The organism is Actinomadura scrupuli, assembly GCF_050971785.1.
Classification (GTDB): Bacteria; Actinomycetota; Actinomycetes; order Streptosporangiales; family Streptosporangiaceae; genus Actinomadura_E; species Actinomadura_E scrupuli.
In genome coordinates this window covers 169,016-193,263 of the sequence record NZ_JBPCCU010000004.1, presented here as the reverse complement: position 1 = coordinate 193,263, position 24,248 = coordinate 169,016, and the positions used below count along the sequence as shown (strand labels likewise).

Annotated in this window: 21 protein-coding genes; 10 read left to right on the top strand and 11 right to left on the bottom strand. The window is 72.1% G+C overall.

Annotated features, from left to right (window positions below; genetic code table 11):
- Window positions 1-36: 36 nt before the first annotated feature.
- The 6 genes from ACRYCC_RS20135 to ACRYCC_RS20110 all read left to right on the top strand — a co-directional run bounded on the left by ACRYCC_RS20135 (window position 37) and on the right by ACRYCC_RS20110 (window position 6,994).
- A complete protein-coding gene (locus tag ACRYCC_RS20135; RefSeq protein ID WP_433814233.1) occupies window positions 37-855 on the top strand; it encodes an ABC transporter ATP-binding protein in 819 nt (272 codons plus the stop codon).
- Window positions 852-1,772 (top strand): ABC transporter ATP-binding protein, encoded by a 921-nt coding sequence (locus ACRYCC_RS20130; RefSeq protein ID WP_433814232.1) that lies wholly within the window; start codon window positions 852-854, stop codon window positions 1,770-1,772. Before ACRYCC_RS20135 ends, ACRYCC_RS20130 begins: the two co-directional genes overlap by 4 nt.
- A 16-nt stretch (window positions 1,773-1,788) precedes the next feature.
- Window positions 1,789-2,667 carry a branched-chain amino acid ABC transporter permease gene (locus tag ACRYCC_RS20125; RefSeq protein ID WP_433814230.1) on the top strand — a complete coding sequence of 293 codons (879 nt, stop codon included), beginning with the start codon at window positions 1,789-1,791 and terminating at the stop codon, window positions 2,665-2,667.
- Between the two features lie 13 nt (window positions 2,668-2,680).
- Window positions 2,681-3,769, top strand: a complete 1,089-nt coding sequence (locus tag ACRYCC_RS20120) for a branched-chain amino acid ABC transporter permease (protein ID WP_433814228.1) — start codon at window positions 2,681-2,683, stop codon at window positions 3,767-3,769.
- A gap of 44 nt (window positions 3,770-3,813) precedes the next feature.
- Window positions 3,814-5,139 (top strand): ABC transporter substrate-binding protein, encoded by a 1,326-nt coding sequence (locus ACRYCC_RS20115; protein ID WP_433814226.1) that lies wholly within the window; start codon window positions 3,814-3,816, stop codon window positions 5,137-5,139.
- Between the two features lie 265 nt (window positions 5,140-5,404).
- Entirely contained in the window at window positions 5,405-6,994 is a 1,590-nt protein-coding gene (locus ACRYCC_RS20110) for a glycosyltransferase family 39 protein (protein WP_433814225.1), read from the top strand.
- Here ACRYCC_RS20110 and ACRYCC_RS20105 read toward each other — a convergent pair.
- Window positions 6,979-7,614: a DUF1707 SHOCT-like domain-containing protein gene (locus ACRYCC_RS20105; RefSeq protein WP_433814223.1), complete on the bottom strand. Its 636-nt coding sequence runs from the start codon at window positions 7,612-7,614 to the stop codon at window positions 6,979-6,981. The genes ACRYCC_RS20110 and ACRYCC_RS20105 overlap by 16 nt on opposite strands.
- Window positions 7,615-7,680: 66 nt before the next feature.
- Here ACRYCC_RS20105 and ACRYCC_RS20100 point away from each other — a divergent pair, with 66 nt between their 5' ends.
- Window positions 7,681-8,274: a DivIVA domain-containing protein gene (locus ACRYCC_RS20100; RefSeq protein ID WP_433814222.1), complete on the top strand. Its 594-nt coding sequence runs from the start codon at window positions 7,681-7,683 to the stop codon at window positions 8,272-8,274.
- A gap of 13 nt (window positions 8,275-8,287) precedes the next feature.
- On the opposite strand, the gene ACRYCC_RS20095 is transcribed toward ACRYCC_RS20100, so the two are convergent.
- From ACRYCC_RS20095 to ACRYCC_RS20080, 4 genes are read right to left on the bottom strand one after another with little or no spacing between them, the layout of a single operon-like run.
- Window positions 8,288-9,094: an SDR family NAD(P)-dependent oxidoreductase gene (locus tag ACRYCC_RS20095; RefSeq protein ID WP_433814221.1), complete on the bottom strand. Its 807-nt coding sequence runs from the start codon at window positions 9,092-9,094 to the stop codon at window positions 8,288-8,290.
- Entirely contained in the window at window positions 9,079-10,320 is a 1,242-nt protein-coding gene (locus ACRYCC_RS20090; RefSeq protein ID WP_433814219.1) for a cytochrome P450, read from the bottom strand. Before ACRYCC_RS20090 ends, ACRYCC_RS20095 begins: the two co-directional genes overlap by 16 nt.
- 15 nt (window positions 10,321-10,335) lie before the next feature.
- A complete protein-coding gene (locus ACRYCC_RS20085) occupies window positions 10,336-11,313 on the bottom strand; it encodes a phosphotriesterase family protein (protein ID WP_433814217.1) in 978 nt (325 codons plus the stop codon).
- Window positions 11,314-11,332: 19 nt separating this feature from the next.
- A complete protein-coding gene (locus ACRYCC_RS20080; RefSeq protein WP_433814215.1) occupies window positions 11,333-12,145 on the bottom strand; it encodes a phytanoyl-CoA dioxygenase family protein in 813 nt (270 codons plus the stop codon).
- 88 nt (window positions 12,146-12,233) lie between these two features.
- Between ACRYCC_RS20080 and ACRYCC_RS20075 the strand changes: the two genes are divergently transcribed.
- A complete protein-coding gene (locus ACRYCC_RS20075; protein ID WP_433814213.1) occupies window positions 12,234-13,148 on the top strand; it encodes a TIGR03621 family F420-dependent LLM class oxidoreductase in 915 nt (304 codons plus the stop codon).
- 46 nt (window positions 13,149-13,194) lie between these two features.
- Here the strand turns inward: ACRYCC_RS20075 and ACRYCC_RS20070 are convergent, their stop codons facing one another.
- Window positions 13,195-13,965 (bottom strand): hypothetical protein, encoded by a 771-nt coding sequence (locus tag ACRYCC_RS20070; protein WP_433814211.1) that lies wholly within the window; start codon window positions 13,963-13,965, stop codon window positions 13,195-13,197.
- A 118-nt stretch (window positions 13,966-14,083) separates the two neighbouring features.
- On the opposite strand from ACRYCC_RS20070, the gene ACRYCC_RS20065 reads away from it, so the two are divergent.
- Together ACRYCC_RS20065 and ACRYCC_RS20060 are read left to right on the top strand one after the other, a co-directional pair.
- Window positions 14,084-15,001, top strand: a complete 918-nt coding sequence (locus ACRYCC_RS20065) for an SCO6745 family protein (protein WP_433814209.1) — start codon at window positions 14,084-14,086, stop codon at window positions 14,999-15,001.
- A 96-nt stretch (window positions 15,002-15,097) separates the two neighbouring features.
- Window positions 15,098-15,991, top strand: a complete 894-nt coding sequence (locus ACRYCC_RS20060; protein WP_433814207.1) for a 1-aminocyclopropane-1-carboxylate deaminase/D-cysteine desulfhydrase — start codon at window positions 15,098-15,100, stop codon at window positions 15,989-15,991.
- 131 nt (window positions 15,992-16,122) lie between these two features.
- On the opposite strand, the gene ACRYCC_RS20055 is transcribed toward ACRYCC_RS20060, so the two are convergent.
- The 5 genes from ACRYCC_RS20055 to ACRYCC_RS20035 all read right to left on the bottom strand — a co-directional run bounded on the left by ACRYCC_RS20055 (window position 16,123) and on the right by ACRYCC_RS20035 (window position 24,248).
- Window positions 16,123-18,150 carry a substrate-binding and VWA domain-containing protein gene (locus ACRYCC_RS20055; protein ID WP_433814205.1) on the bottom strand — a complete coding sequence of 676 codons (2,028 nt, stop codon included), beginning with the start codon at window positions 18,148-18,150 and terminating at the stop codon, window positions 16,123-16,125.
- A 126-nt stretch (window positions 18,151-18,276) separates the two neighbouring features.
- On the bottom strand, window positions 18,277-19,758 hold the full coding sequence (locus tag ACRYCC_RS20050; RefSeq protein WP_433814203.1) for a flavin-containing monooxygenase: 1,482 nt from the start codon (window positions 19,756-19,758) through the stop codon (window positions 18,277-18,279).
- A 96-nt stretch (window positions 19,759-19,854) separates the two neighbouring features.
- Entirely contained in the window at window positions 19,855-21,645 is a 1,791-nt protein-coding gene (locus ACRYCC_RS20045; RefSeq protein WP_433814201.1) for a carboxyl transferase domain-containing protein, read from the bottom strand.
- 187 nt (window positions 21,646-21,832) lie between these two features.
- Window positions 21,833-22,693: a lipase family alpha/beta hydrolase gene (locus tag ACRYCC_RS20040; protein WP_433814199.1), complete on the bottom strand. Its 861-nt coding sequence runs from the start codon at window positions 22,691-22,693 to the stop codon at window positions 21,833-21,835.
- A gap of 358 nt (window positions 22,694-23,051) precedes the next feature.
- Window positions 23,052-24,248 carry a CoA transferase gene (locus tag ACRYCC_RS20035; RefSeq protein ID WP_433814198.1) on the bottom strand — a complete coding sequence of 399 codons (1,197 nt, stop codon included), beginning with the start codon at window positions 24,246-24,248 and terminating at the stop codon, window positions 23,052-23,054.

Here is a 24,248-nt window from a genome sequence, read left to right as displayed (position 1 = left end):
GGCAACGTGCGCGTCGACGTCCGAGATGAGGAACCGATGACAGCCCCCCTGCTGGAACTCTCCGGAGTGACGGTCCGGTTCGCCGGCCTGGTCGCCCTCGACGACGTCTCGCTGCGGGTGCCCGCGGGGCGGGTCGTGGGAGTGATCGGCCCCAACGGCGCCGGCAAGACGACGCTGTTCAACGTGGTCTGCGGCTTCGTCCGGCCCCAGCGGGGCACGCTGCGCTGGAAGGGCCGCACGCTGAGCCGGCACAGACCGCATGAGCTCTCGCGGCTCGGCATCGCCCGCACGCTGCAGGGGCTCGGCCTGTTCCCCGGCCTCACCGTGGCGGAGAACGTCATGGCGGGGGCGCACCGCCGCGCCCGGACCGGGATGCCGTCGGCGCTGTTCGCGCTGGCCCGCGCCGACCGGGACGAGGCGGACCTCCGCTCGCTGGCCCTGGCGCGGCTCGCGGACCTCGGCGTCGCGGACGCCGCCGACCGTTACCCCGGCGAACTGCCCTACGGCGTACGGAAACGGGTGGCGCTCGCCCGGGCGCTGGCCGCCGAGCCCGAGCTGATCCTCCTCGACGAGCCGGCCGCGGGCCTGTCCGCCGAGGAGATCCGGGAGCTGGGAGAGCTGGTGCGCTCCCTCACCTCGCCCGCACCGGAACAGGACCGGCCGGGCATGTCCGTCGTCCTCGTCGAGCACCACATGGACCTGGTGATGGAGGTCTGCGACGACGTCGCCGTGCTCGACTTCGGCCGGCTCATCGCGCACGGCACCCCCGCGGAGATCCGCGACGATCCGGCGGTGGTCACCGCCTACCTCGGCGAAGAGGTCCTCCCGCTGACCAGTGAGGAGACCCGCGGATGACCGCACTGGAACCCGCACTCGAACTCCGGGACGTGACCGTCCGGTACGGAGCCGTACGAGCGCTCAGCGACGTCAGCCTGACCGCGGCGAAGGGCGCCATCACCGCGGTGCTCGGCGCGAACGGCGCGGGCAAGTCCACGCTGCTGCGCACCGTCAGCGGCCTGGTGCGCCCGGCCTCCGGGTCCATCACCTACGGCGGGCGCTCCATCGCCGGCGGCCGGGTCGAGGACATCAGCCGGATGGGCCTCGCCCACGTCCCCGAGGGACGCGGCATCATCACCGAGCTGACCGTAGAGGAGAACCTCCGCCTAGGCGGCCTGATCCGCCCCCGCAATGACGCCCGCAAAGCCTCCCGGACCACGAGTACGGACGACGAGGCACCGCGAGCCCCCGAACACGGCGAGCCCACGGGGACGGCCGACGCACCGGACCGCGAGGGACGCGGCGCCGGCCGGAGCGAGGAGCGCGCGCAGCGAGGAACGAGCGAGCACGCGACGAGAGAGGCCGGCGCCTCAAAGGCGTCCCGAGCCGCCGAGCGCAGCGAGGCCATGAACACCGTGTTCGAGCTGTTCCCCGCGCTGTACGAGCGGCGCCGGCGTACCGCCACGACGCTGTCGGGGGGTGAGCGGCAGATGCTGGCGATCGGCCGGGCGCTGATGTGCCGGCCCAGCGTGCTGCTGCTGGACGAGCCGTCGCTGGGGCTGGCGCCGCGGGTGGTCGCGCAGATCATGACCGTGCTGCGCCGGCTGCGGGACGAGAACGGGTACACGGTGCTGCTGGTCGAGCAGAACGCCCGCAGCGCGCTGTCCATCGCCGACCGGGCGGTGGTGCTCAACCTGGGTGAGGTCGTCATCGACGACGAGGCTCACCGCATCGCCGGAGACGACCAGCTCCGCCACGCCTATCTGGGTTTCTGAGAGGAGTCGTCCGAGCATGGTGCGCTTCGTCAATCTGACACTGTCGGGCATCACCGGTGGCATGGTGTTCGCCGCGGTCGCGCTCGCGCTGGTGCTGATCTGGCGGTCCACCCGGATCGTCAACTTCGCCCAGGGCGGCATGCTGATGGTCACGACGATGCTGGCGTATTCGGTGATCCAGCACGGCGGGCCGTACTGGCTGGCGCTGGGCGCGGCGCTCGCGGCGGGGCTGGTGCTGGGCGCGGTGACCGAGCGGGTGCTGATCCGGCCGGTGGAGAACAAGCCGCCGCTCAACGCGGTCATCGTCACGCTCGGCCTGCTGGTGCTGCTGCAGGCGGGCGCCGGCATGATCTGGGGCGGCACCCCGCACTCCTATCCCCCGGCGTTCTCCATCGAGGGGTACTCGGTGGCGGGCACCCGGCTGCTGCTGTCGCCCTCCGACCTGTTCGTCATCGGGGCCGTCGCGGCGATGATGCTCGGGCTGGTGGTGCTGTTCCGCCGTACCGACCTGGGGCTGCAGATGCGGGCGGCCGCGTTCGCCCCGGAGGTGGCCCGGCTGCTCGGCGTCCGGGTCGGCCGGATGCTCACCCTGGGCTGGGCGCTGGCCGCGCTGGCCGGGTCGCTGGGCGGCGTGCTGATCGCGCCCTCGGTGTTCGTGGGGCCCAGCCAGTTCGACCAGGTCCTGGTCTTCGGGTTCACCGCCGCGATCATCGGCGGGCTGGACAGCCCGATCGGCGCCGTCGTCGGCGGCCTGATCGTGGGCTGCGCGCTCAGTTACGTGTCCGGCTATCTCAGCTCCGACGTGGTCACCTTCGGCGCCTTCGTGGTCCTCGTCACCGTGCTGATGATCCGGCCGGCGGGGCTGTTCTCCCACACCACCGAGCGCAGGGTCTGAGAGGAACAGGCAGATGACCACCGTGAACGAGCCCGTGAAGGAACCCCTGGACGAGCCCGTGGCGGCCCGGGCCATGCCGGGCCTGCTCCGGCCGACCGTGGTCCGGCACACGGCGCTGGCGCTGCTGGCGCTGCTCGGGCTGTACGTCCTCATCGGCGCCCTCGGCCCGTACCGGGACCTGCAGCTCGCGCAGACCGCGTACCTCGTGTGCGCCGCCGCCGGGCTCACCGTGCTGACCGGCCTGAGCGGGCAGATCTCGCTGGGCCAGGGCGCCTTCATGGCGGTCGGCGCCTACACGGCCGCGTTGCTCATCAACCACCTGCACTGGCCGCTGGCCCTCGTGCTGCTGGCCTCGGTGGTGGTGACGGCCGCGCTCGGCGTGATCGTGGGAGCCGCGGCGGCCCGGCTGCGCGGGCCCTATCTGGCCGGTGCGACGCTCGCGCTCGCCGTGGGCCTTCCGTCACTGACTGACTACCACCGGCTGACCGGGCTGCTCGGCGGCCAGAACGGCCTGTCGGTGACGACGTCCCCGCCGCCCGAGGCGCTCGGTGAGACGTTCCCGCTGGAGCGCTGGCAGGCGTGGATCGCCTGCCTGTGCGCGGTGATCACGTTGTGGCTGCTGGCCAACCTGACCCACGGCGGGTTCGGGCGGCAGCTGCGGGCCGTACGCGACGACGAGGTGGCGGCGGCGCTCAGCGGCATCCGGGTCGCGCGGGTCCAGATCCTGGCGTTCGTGGTCGCCGCGGCCTGCGCGGGGCTGGGCGGCGGGCTGCTGGCGTTCGTGACCTCACTGGCCGCGCCCGGCGCGTTCGGGCTGACCCTGTCGCTGCAGCTGGTCACCGCGGTCATCCTCGGCGGGCTCGGCAGCCTGCCGGGCGCGGTGTGGGGATCGCTGCTGCTGGTGCTGATGCCGTCCTGGGCCGCCGACCTCGGCGGGGCCGCGCACCTGTCGCACGACGTGGCGTCGAACCTGCCGCTCGCGATCTACGGTCTCGTGCTCATCATCGTCATGATCGCCTTTCCCGGCGGCATCCAGGAGGCGATCCGGCGCTTCCTGGTGCTGCCCGCGTCCAGGCGCCTGCGGCGCGGGACAGGGTCCTAGGGGGACACAGCCTCGGGGGTCGTTCAACTGATCGAGGAGGAACCATGAAAGGATTCCGGGCCATCCGCGCCGTCGCCGTCGGCGCGGCGATAGCCCTGGCCGCCAGCGGCTGCGGTGGCGGCGATTCGGACTCGGGCGGCGATGGGAACGGCAAGGCGTCCGCACCGGGCGTCACCGCGACCACCGTCACCATCGGCAGCCATCAGCCGCTGACCGGGCCGGCCGCACCCGGCTACAGCAAGATCTCCGCCGCGGCCAAGGCCTACTTCGACTACGTCAACGCCAACGGCGGCGTCCACGGCCGCAAGATCGTCTACAAGTACGTCGACGACGTCTACAACCCGACGCAGACCGTGGACGTCGTGCACAAGCTGGTGCTCCAGGACAAGGTCTTCGCCATCTTCAACGGGCTGGGCACCCCGACGCACAGCAAGGTCGTCGACTACCTCAACGCGCAGCGGGTCCCGGACCTGTTCGTGGCGTCCGGCTGCACGTGCTGGGACCAGCCGCAGAAGCATCCGTACACCTTCGGCTGGCAGGTCGACTACCTCCGGGAAGGCAAGATCCTCGGCGACTACATCAAGAAGACCTACCCGGGGAAGAAGGTCGCCTACTTCTACCAGAACGACGACTTCGGCCAGGACGGCGTGAAGGGGCTGGACAAGTACGTGCCGGCGGCGCAGGTCGTGTCGCGGCAGACCTACCAGCCGGGCAACACCGACCTCGGCCCGCAGGCGCAGGCCATCGCGCAGTCGAAGGCCGAGGTCGTGGTGCTGTTCACCACTCCGACCTACACCGCGCTGTTCCGGCTGGCGCAGGTCAAGCTCGCCAACAAGGCCCAGCTGGTGGTCAGCAACGTCGGCTCCGACCCGACCACCCTCACCGGGCTGCTGGAGAGCTTCGCCAAGAAGAGCGGGAGCACCATCAAGGGCAACCCGCTCATCCAGGGCATCGTCACCGACTCCTACCTCGCCCCGATCGGTGACACCTCGAGCAGCTGGGTGCAGCTGTTCAAGAAGATCCACGACCAGTACATTCCGAACCTGCCCCTGGACGGCAACATCGGTTACGGCATGGCCTCCGCCTACACCTTCGTGCAGGCCCTGCAGGCGGCGGGCGCGAATCCGACCCGGAAGAGCCTGGTCGACGCGGTCGAGAACCAGCACTTCGCCGGCCCGGGCCTGACCCCGTACGCGTTGAGCAAGAACTCGCACGCGGGCTTCACCGGAGCCCAGATCGGCATCATCAAGGACAACGTCATCTCCCTCCAGGGACAGCCCCTGACCACCGACACCGGTGACGGCCCGCTCCAGCCCTACACCACCCCACCGCCCAACGCCCCCGCCAACGGCATCCCCGCAGCCGGCTGACACCCTCCCACCCCCACCGCCCCACTCCCGCTCACTCACCTGCTCGCTCACGACGCTCCCTCCGTGATCATGCAATCGATCGTCGGTCGATTGCATGATCACGGAGGGGATGGGGTGAGCGGGGGTGGAGGCCCGTATGGGGCGGGGGTGGGTTTGCCGGTGGGGGTCGTGGGCCGGGGGCGGTGCGTGAGGTGACCGCGAGAGTTCATGTACGGCTCACCTGGCCGTCACCCGGAGGTCTCCGGGCCACGGTCGGTTGTCCTGCGTGCTCACCGACCGCGAACGGCTCCCCCTCGACGACCGGCCGGACTCCCTCCCGGGACGGCCGCGGGCCTGGCGTGATCCCGGCCTGCTGATCCCGGCGGGACTCGCGCTGGTCTGGCTGGCGGTCCTGGTGGCGCACCTGCGCTTCCCGTACCCGTCGGACCAGCTGAACTACCTCCGGGCCGCCGCCAGGTTCCCCGACCCGCTCGTCCCGGCCACGGAGACCCACCAGGTGACCCGGTTCGGGCTGCTGATCCCGGTGCGGCTGGTGATGACCGTGTTCGGGTACTCCCAGACCTCCTACTACGTCGTTCCGGTGCTGGGCACGCTGGTGCTGCTGATCGGCACGTACGCACTGGGGAGCCTGCTGTTCTCCCGCTGGGTGGGCGCCGCCGGCGGCCTGGTGGTGGTGGCGGCGACGCCGGTGTTCGTCGACTCCACCGACCTGCTCCCCGACGTGCTGGCGACGGCCCTGTTCACCGCCGCGCTGGCGGTGGCCCTGGCGATCAGGCGGGAACGGCTGCCGGCCGGCCGGTGGACCCTGATCGCGCTGGGCCTGCTGCTCGGCTGGTCGTACCTGGTCCGTGAGTTCATCGTGTTCGTCTGGCCGCTGATCCCGGTGCTGCTCTACCGGCGGGTGGGCTGGTCCGGGCTGGCCTGGCTGGCGGCCCCGATCGCCCTCCTGGGGCTCGGCGAGACCCTGCTGTGCTGGGGGCTGTACGGCGACCCGCTCGCCCGGGTGAAGGCGGTCACCGGTCACGCGCAGGGGTACTCGCCGCCCCGGATCGCCGGGACGTTCCGCGACAAGCCGCGCTCGGTCTACCTGCTGCGGCTGCCGTCGACGCTGCACCGGTTCCCGGAGGGCCGCTGGCTGCAGCTCCTGCTCGGGCTCACGCTGCTGGGCGGGCTGGTGCGGCCGCGCCGGTTCGCCCTCCTGGTGGCCTGGTGCGCGCTGCTGTGGGTGCCGCTGTCCCTGCTCGGCGGCGTGCTGGACCCTGCCAAGCCGAGCCTGCGCCTGCAGCTGATCCGCTACTGGTTCCCGGTGTTCCCCGCGTTCGTCCTGGGCGGTCTCGGGCTGGTCTGGCTGGCCGGCCGGTTCCTGGCCGGCCGGATGCCGCAGGAGCGGTCCGGTGCGCTGCGCGCCGCGGCGGCGGTGCTGCCGGTGGCGGCACTGCTGGCGGTGAGCGCGGCCACGGCGGGCACCGCGGCCCGGGGCTGGTGGGCCAGCCCGGCGACCCGGGTGGGCGGCGGGACGCAACTGGAGGCGTTCCGGACGTGGATGTCGCGGCACGACGACGGCGCGCAGACCATCTGGGCCGAGCGGCACACGGTGCTGGATCTGGGGATCTACCGCAACGGCCCGTTCGGCGGGACCTCCTGGCACCAGCGGCTGAAGGTCGCGCGGGCCGGCGGGGAGCAGCCCGTGCCGGGCGACCTCGTGCTGTTCTTCGACACCGAGCAGGGCCAGGTCTGCGGGCACTGCCGGACCGGCGCCCGCGAGGTGTGGTCCACTCCGCCGCGCCCGCTCCCGGGCTGGCGGCAGGTCTACGCCACCCGCGACGGCGTGGTCCGCGTCTACTCGGCCGGCTGACCGTCCCTGAGCTCCCGCTTGGCCTTCTTGCGAGCGCGGCGGCTGGTGCCGACCCCGCCCCAGAACGCCAGCCCGCTGATGATCACCCTCGGAGAGCCGGGGGCACCGGCGCCGCCGGCCTTGTGGTCGAAGCCGCCCATGATGCCGATGCCGGTGACGTGCACCTCGAGGTCCTCCGGGACCACGATCTCGACACCGCCCATCACGGCGAAGACCCGGATGCGCGTCTCGGCCTCGGCGAACCGGGCCTCGCGCAGGTCGAGCTTGCCGCCGCCCCAGAAGGCGATCGCGGTGAAACGGCCCGGCAGGGTCCACCGGCCCACGCGCTGGAAGCCGCTCATGACGGCCACCGCGAACCGTGACGTGGGGACGCCACCGATCCGGTCGGTCGTCCGGGTCTCGGGGGCGCCGCCGATCGGCAGGTCGCGGGTGATCGGCTCCAGCTCGGCGTAGGTCTTGGCCGCGTAGACGGCGCTCAGCCGGTCATCGAGCTCGTCGAGGCCGAGCCGCCCGTCCCCGGCCGCCTGGCGGAGCACTTCGGCCACCCGGTCGCGGTCGGCGTCGGAGGCGCGCATGCCCCGTGGATCCGGGGGGTTCGCCCGTTCGGGGACGTTCGTCATGATGCGCAGCTTAGAACAATCAAGCAGGATCTTCCCCGATAGATTGGCCCCCGTGGAGGTGCCTTGGTGCTCGATTTCTCGATAGTCATCCGTGGTTACGACCGGGAGCAGGTCGACGCGCTGGTCGCGCAGGTGGAGGGCACCCTCGGCCGTGGGCCGCTGACCGGTGCGCCGATCGATCTCAAGCGGTTCCGCTGGGTCGAGTTCGACGTCGTGCTGCGCGGCTACGACCGTTTCGAGGTGGACGGCATGATGCGCCGCTACCGCCGCGAGCTGGCCGAGCACGAGGGCGTCGAACCGGACGAGCACGAGGACGACGGCGACAGCGGGCTGTCGCTGCTGCTGGGCGACCCCGACGGCGACGGCGGGGGGCACTCCACGCTGGCGCAGATCCGGCAGCAGCACGACTTCGCCGTCCGGCTGCGCGGCTACGACCGCCGCGAGGTCGACACCGTCATCGGCCGGCTCTGGGCCACCCTGGGCCGGCCGCTCGCCGACGGGCGGCCGGCGTCCGAGGACGAGCTGGGCCCCGCCATCACCCGCGAGGAGCTCAACGGGACGCGGTTCACCGTCGTCGTGCGCGGTTACGACCGGCGCCAGGTCGACCACGCGCTCGGTCTCTACCTGCGGGAGCTGATCGACCGGCAGGACGGCGAGTGAGGCGCCACCCGGGTCAGGGCTCCCGGGACCGGCGGATGGCGTGCTCGGGACGGTGCGCGGTGATGCCGGAGTCGATGACGATGGTCTGACCGGTGATGCAGCGCGCCTCGCCGGAGGCCAGGAAGGCCACCAGCGCCGCGACGTCCTCGGGCTCGCAGGCGTCCGGCAGCACCCGTTCGGCCGCCTTCTCGGCGAGCCGCTCCGGGGTCATCACCGCGCGCGCGACGTCGGTCAGCACCAGCCCGGGGGCGACGGCGTTGCACCGGATGCCCCGGGACCCGTACATCGTCGCGGTGTAACGGGCCAGCGACGTCAGCGCGGCCTTGGCCGAGCCGTACGCCGCGTGGTCGGTGTCGCCGACCAGGGCCGACACCGAGGAGGTCAGGACGATGGCGCCCCCGGCGGTCAGCCGCGGCACCACGTGCTTGATGAAGAGCATCGCGCCGCGCAGGTTGACCGCGAGCGTACGGTCCCAGACCTCGACGTCCATGTCGCACAGGTCGAGGTCGCGGCCGTAGACCTCGCGGGAGAGCACGGCGGCGTTGCTGTGCAGCACGTCCAGGCGGCCGTACGCCTCGACCGTCGCGGCGACCGCGGCGCGCACCTGCTCCTCGTCGGACACGTCCGCGGTGATCGCCAGCGCGGTGCCGCCGTCCTTCCCGATCAGCGTCGCGGTCTCCCCGGCGGTGCCGGCGTCGAGGTCCACGACGGCGACGCGGGCTCCCTCCGCGGCGAACCGCAGCGCGCAGGCGCGGCCGATGCCCGAGCCCGCGCCGGTCACCAGCGCGACCCTGCCGTGGAACCTCACCGCTCGTCCCACTCCACGAGCATCTGGGCGAGGCCGCGGCCGACCAGGCTCTTGCGGTAGGAGATCCGCTGGTCGGGGACCAGGCGCAGGGACGGCAGCCGGGTGGTGAGCTGCTGGAAGGCGATCTCCATCTTGAGCCGGCTGAAGGCGGCGCCGACGCAGTGGTGGACGCCGTAGCCGAACACCATGTGCTCGCGGGCGTTGGGCCGCCGGATGTCGAAGCGCTCCGGATCGGCGAAGACCGTCTCGTCGTGCGACGCGGAGTCGGCGTGCAGCAGCACCTCCACCCCGGCGGGGATGGTGACGCCGTGCAGGGTGACCTCGGTGGTGGGCTTGCGGAAGCTGCCGAGGCTGGCGCCGTCGATCCGGAACGACTCCTCGATCATGCCGGGGATCAGCGCCGGCGAGGCGATGATCTCCTCCCAGGTGTCGCGCTCGCGCAGCAGCCGGTAGACGGCGTTGGACACCCCGTTGGGCACCGTGTCGTTGCCGCCGAGCAACAGCGCGCTGATCGTCTCGACCACCTCGCGGTGCGAGAGGTCGTCCGGCCCGGTGCCGATCATCCCCGCCATCAGCGAGGCGAAGTCGTCGCGCGGTTCGGCGGTGCGCTCCTGCACGAGACGATCGACGTAGTCGAGATATTTCAGGAAATCCTGGGCTAGCTCCAGTTGCCGCTCCGGGGTCTGCGGCGACAGGAACAGCTGGAACCACGAGGACACCCAGTGCTTGACCTGCACCTCGTCCTCGGGCGGCACCCCGATGAACACCGCGGCGAGCCGGGCGGACGGCAGGTGCGCGATGTCGGCGACGAGGTCCGACCGGCCCTGCGGGATGACCTGGTCGAGCACCGCGTCGACCTTGGTCCGGAAGTTGTCGCCGAGCCGGGCGACCGCGCGGGGCGTGAAGGCCTTGGCGATGGCCTTGCGCATCCGGGTGTGCTTGGGCGGGTCCACGTTGGCGGCGAAGTTGTCGAGGAACGACTGGTGCTCGCCCAGCGACTCCTTCACCTCGTCGGTGAGGGTCCGGGAGATGGTCAGCGAGCCCACGCTCGAGAACAGCTGGTGGTCCCGGTAGGCGTTGCGCACGTCCTCGTACCGGGTGAGGACCCACATCCGCAGGTGCTCGCTCCAGAAGACCGGCTGCTCGTGGCGGAGCCTGGTCAGGAAGGGGTAGGGGTCGGCGACGTGCCAGTCCGAGGTGACGTCGAAGTCCGTCGCGGTCTGCGGGGTGCTCACCATGGCTCCTTGTACGGGCTAGTACGGCTCCGAGCGCGCAAGGATGCGGCGCGGGTTGTCGACGAGCATCAGCCGGATCTGCTCGTCGGTGACGCCTGCCCGCCGGAACGCGGGCAGGGCGTCCCGCGAGATGTGCAGCAGGTGGTAGTTGGGGTGCCGGCTCTTGATGACCTCGGGCTCGAAGCGGTCGTTGAAGCAGTAGGAGTCGTGGCCGAGCACCATCCGGTCGGCGTGACCGCGGGCGCACATCGCGGCGACGGTGGCGACCCGGTCCTCGAAGGAGAGGAACTCGATGCCGAAGCGGTCCATGCCGAGGTACGACCCGCCCGCGATCAGCTCCTCCAGGTAGGCGAGGTCGGTGGAGTCACCGGCGTGCCCGATGACCACCCGGGACAGGTCCACTCCCTCCTCCAGAAGGAGTTTCTGCTGGTCGAGGCCGTTGCGGGTGGCGGACTCGCTGTGCGTGGTGATGGGCACCCCGGTCTCCCGGTGCGCCTGCGCGACGGCGCGCAGCACGCGCTCCACCCCCGGGGTGATCCCGGCGCGGCCGGTGGCGGCCTTGAGCATCCCCGCCTTCACCCCGGTCCGGCCGATGCCCTCGCGGATGTCGCGGACGAAGAACTCGGCGAGCCTGTCCTTCCCGCCGAACAGCGAGCCGGGCCCGCGGTTGCCGAAGTAGGCGGGCAGCGCGTCGTAGGTGTACAGGCCGGTGGCCGCGATGATGTTGACCTCGGTGAGCTCGGCGACCCGCTGGACCGCCGGGACGTACCGCCCCAGGCCGATCACGGTCAGATCGACGATCGAGTCGATGCCCGCGGCCTTCAGCTCGTCGAGCTTGGCCGCCGCCTCCCGGGCCCGCAGCTCCAGGTCCCAGCCCTCGGGGATGTCCGGCCAGTTCCAAAGGATCTCCGGGCTGAGCCCGAAGACGTGCTCGTGCATGAGGGTGGCGCCCGGATCATCGACCGGACCGGCGACGGTCTCCAGTGGCTCGGGCAAGGGCTCGCTCCGCTCGCGTTCAGGCACCGGCGCCGACCACCGGGAACATCGGGTGGTCGAAGGGCTTGTTGACCTCCAGGCCGAGGTCGTCGGTCTGGCCGTACGCCGACCCGGTGTAGAGCGCGGCGGCGTCGAAGTAGGTCGCGGTGAACGACAGCCGCGGCCGGTCCCGCTGGTTGGCCGGGGCGCCGTGCACGATCAGCGAGCTGTGCACGGTGGCGTCGCCGGGCTTCAGGTCGAGCGGCGGTGACTTCTCCAGCTCCTCCAGCCAGGGATGCTGGCTGAGCGCGTCGTCGCCCTCCCGGACGAAGCTGCGGCCGAGCGTGCCGTGCAGGTGCGAGCGGTTGTAGAACCGCAGCGATCCCATGTCGGCGGGCACGTCGTCGAGGGCCAGCCAGACGGTGAGCATCGCGGACCGGTCCATCGGCATCCACGGGAAGTCCTGGTGGAAGACCGTGGCGCCGTGGCCGTCGCCGCCCTGGGCCGCGCCGGCCGGCTCCTTGATGAGCAGGTTGGTGACCTGGAGCCGCACCTGGTCCACGCCGACCAGCAGCCGGACGACGTTGCGGCCCAGCTCCGGGGAGAGCGAGAGCCGCGCGAACGCCTCGTCGTGCGCCGCGATGTCACGGTCCTGGCCGAACGCCTGGTCGACGAAGCTGTTGCGGAACCGGCCCTGCCGCTCGCGCAGCCGGACGAGCGCCCGCTCCCGCAGGTCGGCGACGAAGCCCGGGTCGACCAGGCCGGGCACGGCGGCCCAGCCGTTCGCCCGGAAGAAGGCGACCTCGTCCTCGGTCACCTCACGTACGGGGGCGTGCACTACGGGGAGAGCCATGACCGCCGCCATCCTCGATCAAGGGGTGTCTTCCCCGCGACGATAACGTCACCTACATTAACGAGCAAGCGCTTGGTGAGGAGACCTCATGACCCGACCGTTCCGTTTCTCCGCCGTCCTGCGGATGGCCGACTCCGGAAAGGCCTGGGCCGAGAAGGCCAGGCGGCTGGAGGACACCGGGTTCGACGCCCTGCTGGTCCCCGACCACCTGGTCGGGCCGCGGTTCGCCCCGGTGGCGGCGATGACCGCGGCGGCCTGCGCGACCACCCGGCTGACGGTGGGGACGCTGGTCTTCGCCAACGACTTCCGGCATCCCGCGATCTTGGCCAAGGAGGCCGCCACCATCGACGTGCTCTCCGGTGGCCGGCTGGAGCTCGGCCTGGGCACCGGGTGGATGGCGCACGACTACCACCGCTCCGGGCTCACGCTCGACCCGCCGGGGGTACGGATCGACCGGCTGGCCGAGGCGATCACGGTGCTGAAGGGACTGTGGGCGGGCGGCCCCTTCTCCTTCTCGGGCGAGCACTACACCCTGCGGGACCTGGAACAGGACCCATGCCCGGTGCAGCGCCCCGGACCCCGGCTGATGCTCGGCGGCGGCGGCCCCCGGATGCTGAGGCTGGCCGCCCGCGAGGCCGACGTCATCAACCTGACCATGCGCGTGAAGGCCGACGGCTCGGGCCCGGACACCGCCGACAGCGGCCCGGGCGCCTTCCGGAAGAAGATCGACGTCGTCCGGGAGGCCGCGGGCGACCGGTTCGGCCGGATCGAGCTGGGCACCTCGATCCTGCAGATCGGGCTGGGCAAGGACGTCGAGGCGTGGAGCGCGGCCAACCCGTCCGCACAGGCCGACACCCCCCAGGTGCTGGTCGGCTCGAAGGACGAGATCTGCGGCAAGCTGCGCCACTGGCGGGCCGAGCACGGCATCACCAACTACGTGCTGCACAACGAGCACGACCTGGAGGCGTTCACCCCCATCGTGGCCGAACTCGCCGGCACCTGACCCGACTCGCCGTGACCATGCGATCCATCGTCGAACGATTGCATGGTCACGGGAGTGGAGGGGCGAGCTTGGAGCCGGGGAAGGGGGCCAGCAGGTTCTCCCGCCAGCCGCCGTCGAGGAAGTCGCGGGCGCGCTTGCGCCAGGACACCAGCCGGTGGTCGGCCTCGATCTCGTCGTCGAGGCCGAGCGCGGCGTCCCGGGAGCGCTGCAGGGCGAGATGGGCGTCGAGCGTGGTGCCCCAGAGCGTGACGACCTCGGTGTCGCAGAACTGCACCTCGTACGACCCGACCAGCCGCTGACCGTGCTCGGCCAGCATCGGGGCCCGCTCCTCCTGGACGGCCGCGAGATAGTCCAGGGCGGCTCCGGGCCGGACGTTCGCGCTCTCGAAGACGTAGAACGGCGCGGCGTAGGGCTCGGCCAGCACGTCGGCGAGCGCGGGGCCGCCCGGCGCGGCACCGAGCGGCCGGGAGTACGCGGTGTGCCGCAGGTCGTCGATGTCGGAGAGGAACAGCCGCTCCTTGACCCCGTCGTAGATGTCCATCATCTGCCGCCAGCCGCCCTCCCAGCCGCCGTGGCAGTCCCAGAGGGTCACCACCTTGAACTGCGGATGCCCGGTGATCCCGACCGCGTAGAAGGCGCCGACCAGATCGATCTCCCGGGACCGGACCGACAGGCCGCGGGTGAGCTCGGGGGCGTCCGCGGGCATCCGGTCGTCCTCGCGCTTGTAACGAGTGAGCCAGGTGAGGTACTCCAGGGGCTTGCGCGAGTTCATGGGGTGGAACTCGACCTCTTCGAGCAGGTAGATCCCGCGGCGCATAGACCCTCCACTTCGTGCCAAGCGAATGCTTGCTTGGGAACGCTAGCCGTCCGACCGGGACGGGCGCAATGCCCCTCCCCCGGGACCGGGCCTTGCCCGGCATACCGACCGGTCGGTAATGTCGCGGCCACCCCCCACCGCCCTGGAGTGCGTCCACGTGATCACCTCTGCCCTGGCCCGCCGCGCGTGGAGCCGGCTCGAGCCCGTCCACGGAATGATCTACTTCGTGCCGGAGGCGCCTGCCGCCTACGCCGAACACGGGGTCGAACCGGCGATGGGCTACTTCGCCTCCCGCAGCGCCGCTCTCGGGCGGGTGCCCGCGGAGACCGTGATCGCCTGCTTCTACAACTTCTGCCCCGCGCTCGTACGCCAGGCGCTGCCCGCGGCCTGGGACCTCACCACGCCCGCGGCGCTGCTGACGGCCCGGCTCACCGCGGCCGACCAGGCCCTGCGGCGCGGGCTCGGCGAGTCGGTCTCCACCCCGGCGGTCACCGAGGCGGCCGGGCTGGCCCGGCGGGCGGCGGAGGCCGCGAGCGAGCGGCCGGAGGGGCGGCCGCTGTTCGCCGCGCACGCCGCGCTGCCCTGGCCGGACGAGCACCCGCACCTGGTGCTGTGGCATGCCCAGACCCTGCTCCGCGAGTTCCGGGGCGACGGGCACCTCGCCGCCCTGCTGCTGGAGGGGCTGGACGGCCTGGAGGCGCTGATCCTGCACGGGGCCGGCGGCGAGGTGCCGATCGGGTTCCTGCGGGCCACCCGCGGCTGGCCGGACGAGGCCTGGGACGCCGCCGTGGACCGGCTCCGCGCCAGGGGGCTGCTCGCGGCCGGGGAGCCGGCGCTGTCCGAGGAGGGCCGCCTGCTGCGGGAGCGGGTCGAGGAGCGCACCGACCAGGCGTCGCTGCCCGGCTACGGCGCGCTCTCCGAGGCGGACGCCGAGCGGCTCTGCGAACTCGGCGGCCCGATCAGCCGTGCCCTGGTCGACGCGGGCCTGCTGCCGCTCGGACGCCGGCGCCCGCGGCCCGCCGAGCGCCGCGAGTGATCCGGGACCGGCGGACCGGTCGCCCGGCGCAGTGATCCGCCGGGGGCCGGACCCGGCCCCGCCCGGCGGTGCCCGGCGCTGTGCGACCCTGAGGTCATGAGCGTGATCTGGCCGGAGCGGGTGCTGGCCGAGCTGCGGCTGCCGTCGCCGCTCGTACCGCTGTCCGACGACCGGCTGGCCCGGCACGGGCTGAGCCTGGCGGTCAAACGCGACGACCTGATCCATCCCGAGCTGCCCGGCAACAAGTGGCGCAAGCTCCAGCACAACCTGGCCGAGGCCCTCGCGGCGGGGCGGGACACGCTGCTCACCTTCGGCGGCGCCTACTCGGGTCACCTGCGGGCGACGGCCGCGGCCGGGCACCACCTCGGTCTCACCACGATCGGGGTGGTGCGCGGCGAGGAGCGGCTGCCGCTGAACCCCTCGCTCGCCCGCGCGGCGGAGCTCGGCATGCGGCTGACGTACCTGGACCGCACGACCTACCGGGCCAAGACCGGGCCGGCCGTCCTCGACGCCCTCCGGGCACGCTGGGGCGACTTCCACCTGCTGCCCGAGGGCGGCAGCAACGCGGCCGCGGTGGTGGGCTGCGCCGAGCTGCCCGGCGAGCTCGACGAGCCGTACGACGTCGTCTGCTGTCCCTGCGGCACCGGCGGGACGCTCGCCGGGATCGCCGCCGGGCTCCCGCCGGGACGGCGCGCGCTGGGCTTCGCCGTGCTGCGGGGGGCGTCCTTCCTCGACGCCGAGGTCGACCGCCTGCAGCGGGAGGCCTACGGCACCGGCTCGGCGAACTGGCGCATCGAGCAGGACTTCCACTTCGGCGGCTACGCCCGCACGACCCCGGAGCTGGGCGCGTTCGCCGCCGACTTCGCCGCCCGCCACGGCATCACCCTGGACCGGGTCTACACGGCCAAGATGATGTACGGCATCTACGCGCTGGCCGGCCGTGGGGCCTTCCCCGCCGGCACCCGGATCGTCGCCGTCCTCACCGGGTAGGCCCCACGGCCGCCGCCGCGCCCCGGAGACCCGGGGTGCCGAAGCCCGGGTGCCCGGGTGCCCGGGTGCCCGGGTGCCCGGGTGCCCGGGTGCCCGGGTGCCCGGGTGCCCGGGTGCCCGGGGCCCAGGGGTCAGAAGTTCGAGGTGACCGCGGCCAGCACCTTGTCGAGGCTGGTGGGATCGCTGGCGGTGTAGGCCGTCGCGTTGGTCGTCTCGGAGATCTGCTTGAGCACTCCCTGGTCGGCGCCCTTGCCGTAGGCGACGGTGAAGACCCGCACACCGCTCTCGCCGTCGAGCTTGGAGAGCAGCCCGCTCAGCGACAGCCCGCCGGGGTCGTCGTTCTTGCCGTCGGTCATGACGACCACCGAGTTGATCGCGCCGGGCTGGAGGTGGTCCCTGACCTGGTTGTAGGCGGCGAGCGTCGAGTCGTACAGGCCGGTGTCGGTACGCGGCTTCAGCCCGTTGACCTTGCTCTTCAGCAGGGCCCGCCGGCCGGGGGCGCTCATCGGCCCGACCGGCACCAGCTCCTGGTAGTCGGTGTTGCCCCGCAGCTTGGTGGCGAACTCCCAGAGTCCCACCCGGTCGACGTCGATGAACCCGTCCATCGCCTTGTTCAGCGAGGTCTTGGCCAGCTCCATCTTGTTCTTGCCGGTGCCGGGCACGCCCTCGGCCATGGAGCCGGAGACGTCCACCACCATCAGGACGTTGGACCGCTTGCGCAGCGACTCCCAGCTGCGCAGCACCCGGTCGAGCACCACGGGCGCGGGCGGCGCGATCATCTTCTTGGGCTCCGCCGGCAGCAGCCCGTTGGCCTGGGTGGTGAGCGAGGACGGCTTGTTGTCGTAGGTACGGAAGGCGTCCTGGCCCAGCCGCTTCTGCACCTTGTCACTGCGCAGATAGGTGAGGAAGTCCGCGGCGATGTCCTTCTTGTCGCTCGTGCCCAGGGTCATCAGGGGGTGGTCGGAGACCAGCGTCCCCTCCTTGGGGTAGATGGCGACCAGTGGTGTCTTGGGCTTGGCGTGCTTGCCGGCGGTCGCCGGGTTGCCGGTCGGGTTGCCCTGGTTGTAGTACCAGACCGACATCTCCTCCACCGCGACGGCCGAGACGTACTTCATCCCCTGCCCGGCGTCGTCGGCCCGCTGCAGGCCCTGCAGGAAGGTCAGCGTCGTGTCGCCGTAGTGGACGATCGAGCTCTCCACCCCGCGGACGTACGACTGCGCGTCGACGCGGTCGATGTCCTGGGCGGTGAGGTCGTCGGACTTGTGGGTGGCGGCGAAGTAGGTGCCGACGGTCGCGTTCAGGCCGGAGGTGGAGAAGTTCGGATTGGTCTTGCCGAGCCGGAAGGCCCCCCACTCGGGGTGGCCGTAGGTCCCCCAGCCCTTCGGGTCGCGGGAGAGCTTGAGGATGTCGTCCCAGCCGAGGGCCTTACCCGGCCAGCCGAGCGCCTGCGCCATCGGCCGGGGCATGGCGATCACCAGCGGCGCGACGGCGATGCCGGGGGCGTCGTTGGGCACCAGGCCGCTCTGCCCGTTCTGCGCGACCCGCTGGCGCAGCAGTCCCACCCACGTGGAGCTGGCCGGTGTCCACACGTCGGGCCGCGGGCCGCCGTCGGCCTGCGCGTTCCACCCGCGGGCCAGCGCGACCATCGCCTCGCCGGAGGACTTGTTCTGTACCGCCACCTCGACGCACTTGCCGCCGACGGTGCGCCCGCCGTAGTCCTTGGCGAACTGCTGCATCAGGCCGTACTTCTCCGGCGAGGAGACCACGTTGAGCGTGACGCCGGAGGAGCCGCAGCCGCTGGGGCCCCGGTCGACCACGAAGAACACCACCGCCGCGGCGACGATCCCGGCCACCAGGAACGCCAGCAGCGCGAACAGGCCCCGGCGGCGGGGACGCCGGCCCGGCCCGGACGGAGGCGGCCCGGAAGGGGGCGGCCCGGAGGGAGGCGGCCCGGACGGTGACCCGCCGCCCGGCGGGTACCACCCACCCGGCGGCGTACCGGCCGGCGGATATCCCCCGGGCGGCGGGTAACCGCCGCCCGGCGGCGGGTAACCACCGGGCGGGTAGCCGCCACCTGGCGGATAACCGCCCCCGGGAGGCGGGTAACCGCCCGGCGGAGGTGGCGGTCCGGGCGGTGGCGCGGGGGGCGGGTTGTACACGGAAGAGACCTCCAGAAGCAGCACCGGGTGGCACGGCGCGCCGATCACCGTACCGGTACCGACCCCCGCCTAACAGGGGGATTCTCGTAATAGACGGCGGAGCGCCGGTTTCCGGTTCCCCCTCGGTCAGGGAGCCGCCGGCACCTCCTGCCGCCGGGCCGCGAGATGGTAGTCCTCGAGCCTGGGCCGGCGGACCTCCCGCCGGTACCGGACGGTGGTGAGCGGCCAGTTGTTGGTGACCTTGCCCGTCGGGGTCTTGTACCAGCTCGTGCAGCCGGCCTCCCAGACCGTGCGGCGCAGCCCGGCCCGGATCTCGGCGTCGTACCGCCGGGTCACGTCCTCCCGCACGTCGAGCCAGGCCAGGTCCCGGCCGACGAGCGCCTGGACGCACTGCAGGACGTACCTCGTCTGCCACTCCAGCATGAGGACGATCGAGTTGTGGCCGAGGTTGGTGTTGGGGCCGTACAGCAGGAAGAAGTTGGGGAAGCCGGGGACGGTCATGCCGAGGTAGGCGTACGCGCCGTCCCGCCAGGTGTCGGCCAGCCGGCGGCCGCCCCGGCCGGTCACCTCCATGGGGACGAGGAACTCGGTGGCCCGGAAGCCCGTCCCGTAGACGATCGTGTCGACGGGACGGTGGGTCCCGTCCGCGGTGACGATCCCGTCCGGCATGATCCGGCTGATCGGCTCGGTCACGACCTCGACGTTGTCCCGGGCGAGCGCCGGATAGAAGTCGTTGGAGATCACGATCCGCTTGCACCCGATCGGATAGTCGGGGGTGAGCGTCTCCCGCAGGGCCTCGTCGGCGACCTGCTCGCGCAGGTGGTCCGCCGCCCGGCGCTCGCCGATCGCGGCGAGCCGGCCCCCGCGCAGCACGTAGAACAGCATCTCCTGCCGCCAGTAGATCGACTGCCGGTAGGCACGGTTCACGGCGCGCAGCCGCAGGGCCCGGCCGGCCGCCTTCGGGTACGGGAAGTCGGTCTTGGGGAACACCCAGGTCGCCGACCGCTGGAAGACCGACAGCCGCCCGGCGAGCGGGGCGATCCGGGGCACGAACTGCACGGCGCTGGCGCCGTTGCCGATGACGGCCACGCTGCGGCCAGTCAGGTCGTGGCCGTGGTCCCACCGGGCGGAGTGGAACCAGGTGCCGGCGAAGTCGGCGGCCCCGGGCAGGTCGGGCAGATGGGGCCGGTTGAGCTGGCCGAGGGCCGACACCACGATCTCGGCCTCGATCTGCTCGCCGGTGCCGGTGCGCAGCCGCCACAGCCCGGCGTCCTCGTCGAAGACCGCCTCGGTGATCTCGGTGCCGAACCGCAGATGGGGTTCCAGGCCGAACCGCCGTGCGCACAGCCGCAGGTAGGCGAGGATCTCCGGTTGCTCGGGGTAGCGGCGCGTCCAGCCGGTGTAGGGCGCGAAGGAGTAGGAGTAGAGGTAGGACGGCACGTCACAGGCCAGGCCGGGATAGGTGTTGTCCCGCCAGGTGCCGCCGAGGTCCTGGCCCTTCTCGTAGACGGTGAACGAGGTGAGACCGGCGGCCTTCAGCCTGATGGCCATGCACAGCCCGCCGAAGCCCGCACCCAGGATCGCGACCCGAGGCCGACGAGCGCCCATTGTCCTCACCCCTCACCGGAATCGCCGCGCAGGTGAATCATTACTCGCGCGCCGGGCATCCGCTAGGTTCCGAACGCTATTCGGTTCTGCTCGTTCTCACCAGGTGTCGATGAACCGGGAACGCCCGGCGGGCCGGGGGGTATCCCGGAGCGCGGTGGTGATCCAGCGCCGGGTGTCGGCGGGGTCGATGACGTCGTCGAGCTCGTAGACGGTGGCCGCGTTGAGCGCCTTGCCCTGCTCGTAGGCGGCCTCGACCAGCTCGTCGAACAGCGCCTCCGGGTCGGCCGCGGCCTCCAGCTCCCGGCGGAAGCCGAGCCGGACCGCGCCCTCCAGGCCCATGCCGCCGACCTCGCCGGTCGGCCACGCGACGGTGAACACGGGCACCTTGAGGCTGCCGCCGGCCATCGCCTGCGCGCCGAGCCCGTACGCCTTGCGCAGGATCACCATGCAGATCGGCACCCGCAGGCCGGCCCCGGTGACGAACAGCCGGCTGAAGTGCCGCACGGTCGCGGTCTCCTCGGCGGCCGGGCCGACCATGAAGCCCGGGGTGTCGCAGAGGGACACCACCGGCAGGCCGTGGCCGTCGCACAGCTGCAGGAACCGGGCCGCCTTGTCGGCGGCGTCCGCGTCGATGGCGCCGCCGAGACGGCCGGGGTCGTTGGCGACCAGCCCGACCGCGCGTCCCTCGATCCGGGCCAGCGCCGTGATGATGCCGGTGCCGAACCCGGCGCGCAGCTCCAGCACCGAGCCGGTGTCGGCGAGCGCCTCGATGACGGAGCGGACGTCGTACACCCGCTTGCGGTCCTCCGGGATCAGGTGCCGGAGCACCCGCTGGTCCGCGGCCGACCACTCCCGCTCCGCCGCGTCCCGGAAGTACGACAGGTAACGGCGGGCGACCCGTACGGCCTCCGCCTCGTCCCGCACCGGCAGATCCACCACACCGTTGCGGACCTGTACCGTCAGCGGCCCGATCTCCTCGGGGGCGAACACCCCGAGACCGCCGCCCTCGATCATCGCCGGGCCGCCCATCCCGATGTTGGCGTTCTCGGTGGCGATGATGACGTCGCAGCAGCCCAGCAGCGCCGCGTTGCCGGCGAAGCAGCGCCCGGCCGCGATCCCGACCAGCGGCACCCGCCCGCTCAGCCGCGCGAACAGGTGGAACGCCATGGTGTCCAGGCCGGAGACCATCGGCGTGTCGGTGTCCCCCGGGCGGCCTCCGCCGCCCTCGGCGAACAGCACGACCGGGATCCGGCGTCGTGCGGCGAGCTCGAACATCCGGTCCTTCTTGGCGTGGTTCATCACGCCCTGGGTGCCGGCCAGCACGGTGTAGTCATAGGACAGCACCATCGCCGGACGGCCGTCGATGTCACCGACCCCGGCGACCAGGCCGTCGGCGGGAGTGCGCTCGATCAGTTCCTCGACCGGCCGGCGGCGGCGCTGGGCGGCGATGACCAGGGCGCCGTACTCGGTGAAGGTGCCCGGGTCGCAGAGGTCCTCGATGTTCTCCCGGGCGGTGCGGCCACCCCGGTCATGGCGGCGCCGGACCGCCTCGGGCCGCGCGGCGTCGAGACCGGTCGCGTGGCGCCGCAGCACGTCCTGGAGATCGGGCCGTACCCGCTCCAGGTCCGGCCCGGCCGCGGGCGCCGCCGTCCCGGTCTGCTCGGCGGCCTCCTCCAGGACGGCGACCTCCGCTCCTTCGGCGACGGTGTCCCCGGGCCGCACCGCGAGCCGCCGGACGATCCCGGCGGCGGGCGCCTCGATGACGTGCTGCATCTTCATCGACTCCAGCAGCACCAGCGGGCCGCCCTTGGCGACGGTGTCCCCCTCCGCGACCTCGACGCTCTCGACCGTTCCGTGCATGGGCGCGGTGACCGCCACTTCCGTCACGCCGGGCTCCTTCCGCTCGCCTGGAGGGAACTGTACGCACGAGAGCACTGAGGGGCGGCTACGAGGGGTACCGCCGCCACTCAGTGCTCACGTCGTACGCCGGCACGGGGAACGGCCCGCGGCCGGAGACCGCGGGCCGTTCTCAGGCCTTTCCCAGGCTTTCCCGGGCCTTTTTCCGTGCCGTGGGTCAGCCCAGCGGGTTGGAGCAGTTGATCGGCCCGTTCGGGCCCCAGAAACCGAGCGCGTTCTCCACGAACTTGATCATCACGGGGTCGAAGATGATGCCGACGTGGGCGTTGTTGTCGTTCGCGCACTTGTCCTGCAGGATGAAGTTCTGCGCGTTCGAGCCGCTCAGGAACTGCGTGGTGTACGGGGTGACCACCTCGTCGGTCTTGGTGGCCAGCACCGTGTACCTCGGGCCGGGAACGGTGTCGCCACCGGCGTTCAGCCTGGTGATGAAGTCGGAGCCCACGACCTGCTGTTCACAGGCCGGCCCGCAGATCTTGGCGATCGGCCCGGTGAGCCCGAGCAGGTTGCCGAGGGTCACCAGCCCGCTGAGGTCGGTGCCGTGGTTGGAGGGGGCGATGCCGACGAGGTGGTTGACCTTGGACGCGCCGCCCAGGAACTTCAGGTAGTAGCGCGGCATCATGCCGCCCTGGGAGTGCCCGACCATGTCGACCTTGGACACCTTGGTGGCGGCGAGCACCTTGTCCACGAAGGCGGACAACTGCCCGGCGGACGTCGCGATGTCACCGGTGCCCTGGATCGGGGCGTCGTAGGTGCCGCCGTAGTTGAGCGCGAAGACGCAGTAGCCCTGCTTCTTCAGCTCCGGTGAGAGCTTCTGCCAGTTGAAGGCCATGTTCTCGAAGGTGCCGTGCACGAGCACGACGGGCCTGGGGTGCAGGAGCGATGGCTTGCAGTTCCAGTCGTTCGCCCCGGAGGGGGAGAGCTCTGCGTGAGCGGTCCCGGAAAGGACCGTGGTGAAAGTCAGGGTGCTCAGCAGTGCTGCTGCGACGACACCCCATGACCTCAGGCGACGAAATCGCATCTACGCTCCTTCTGCGGACAGGAGAAACGGCAGGCGCAGAGAGCGCTCCGGAAACGCAGAACGGCTTGAACATCATTCAGGCAGCCCACATCAGGGCAGCACGAAAGGCTTGGAAGCACCGTTTCCAGAAAGCCGGCGGACTGCCAAACCCGTCGGCTTCAACCATGTGACGGATACGTTAAAGCCGCCATTTCTCTTTCGCTTGTGAGAGAGCGGCGCAATCGCGGGGGCCGGTTGTAAGCCAGGTCACAACCGGCTGTCGGCGGGTCACAACGACGCGCACGGGGCCGGCGCCGGCTCACGGCCGCGGCGGCTCCCGGCTCCGGCCGGCGATCCGCGGGGCCGGCCGGCCGCGCGATCAGGACGGCGGGAGGACACCCCCGGCGCGCAGCGCGGCGAGTTCCGCCGGGCCCAGGCCGAGCAGGTCGGCCAGCACCTCGTCGGTGTCCGCGCCGGGCACGGACGCCGGCGCGGCGCCCCGGTCGCCGCCGGTGTCGAGCGGCGATCCCGGCACCGGCAGGGGCCCGATGCCGGGCTGGTGCAGCACGGTGAGCAGCGGGTTGCCGGCCGCGTCCGCCACCAGTTCGGTGAAGGTGCGGTACGGCGACCAGAGCAGGGACGTGCCGCCCAGCCCCTCGGCCACCTCGGCGTAGCGGCGCTCGGCGAACCAGGGCTCCAGCAGCGCGGCGAGGGTCTCCCGGTGGCGGTAGCGGTCGCCGTCCTGGCCGAAGTCGGCGCCCAGCAGCCGGGCCAGCTCCGCGAACACCTCGGTGAGCCCGGTGAGCCGGCCCAGGTCGGCGAAGTGCCGCGGGGTGAGCGTCACGATCATGACGCGCCGGTCGTCGGCGGTCGCGAAGTCGCGGGCGAACCCGCCGTACAGATGGTTGCCGATCCGCGGCCGGTCGACCCCGTTGACCGCCGCCTCGCCGAGGTAGCCGAGGTTGCCGGCGGTGGCCAGGGCGACGTCGGCGAGCGGCAGCCGGATCGCCCGCCCCTCCCCCGTACGGCTCCGGTGGCGCTCGGCCGCCAGGATCCCGACCGCCGCGTACAGCCCGCAGGCCAGGTCCCAGGCGGGCACCACGTTGTTGACCGGCCCGGTGAGCTCGCCCGGCCCGGTCGTGAGCGGGAAGCCGGTCTCGGCGTTGACGGTGTAGTCGACGGCGGGCCGCCCGTCGTGGTGGCCCTCGATCCGCAGGTGGATGAGGTCCGGCCGGGCCGGGACCAGGTCCTCGTAGGAGGGGAAACGGGCGTTGGTGACCACGATGCCGGTCTCGGCGGCCAGCCGGGCGACCAGCTCGCGTCCCGCCGGGGCGCGCAGGTCGAGGGCGATGGAGCGTTTGCCCTTGTTGAGCCCGGCCCAGTAGATGCTGGTGCCGTTCTCCGCCAGCGGCCACCGGCGGACGTCGGGGGCGCCGCCGAGCGGGTCCACCCGGATCACCTCCGCGCCGAGCTGCGCGAGCGTCATCCCGCACAGCGGCGCGGCGACGAAGCTGGAGATCTCCAGCACCCGGAGCCCGTCGAGCAGAGGGCCGTCCGGCAGAAGTCCGTCGAGCAT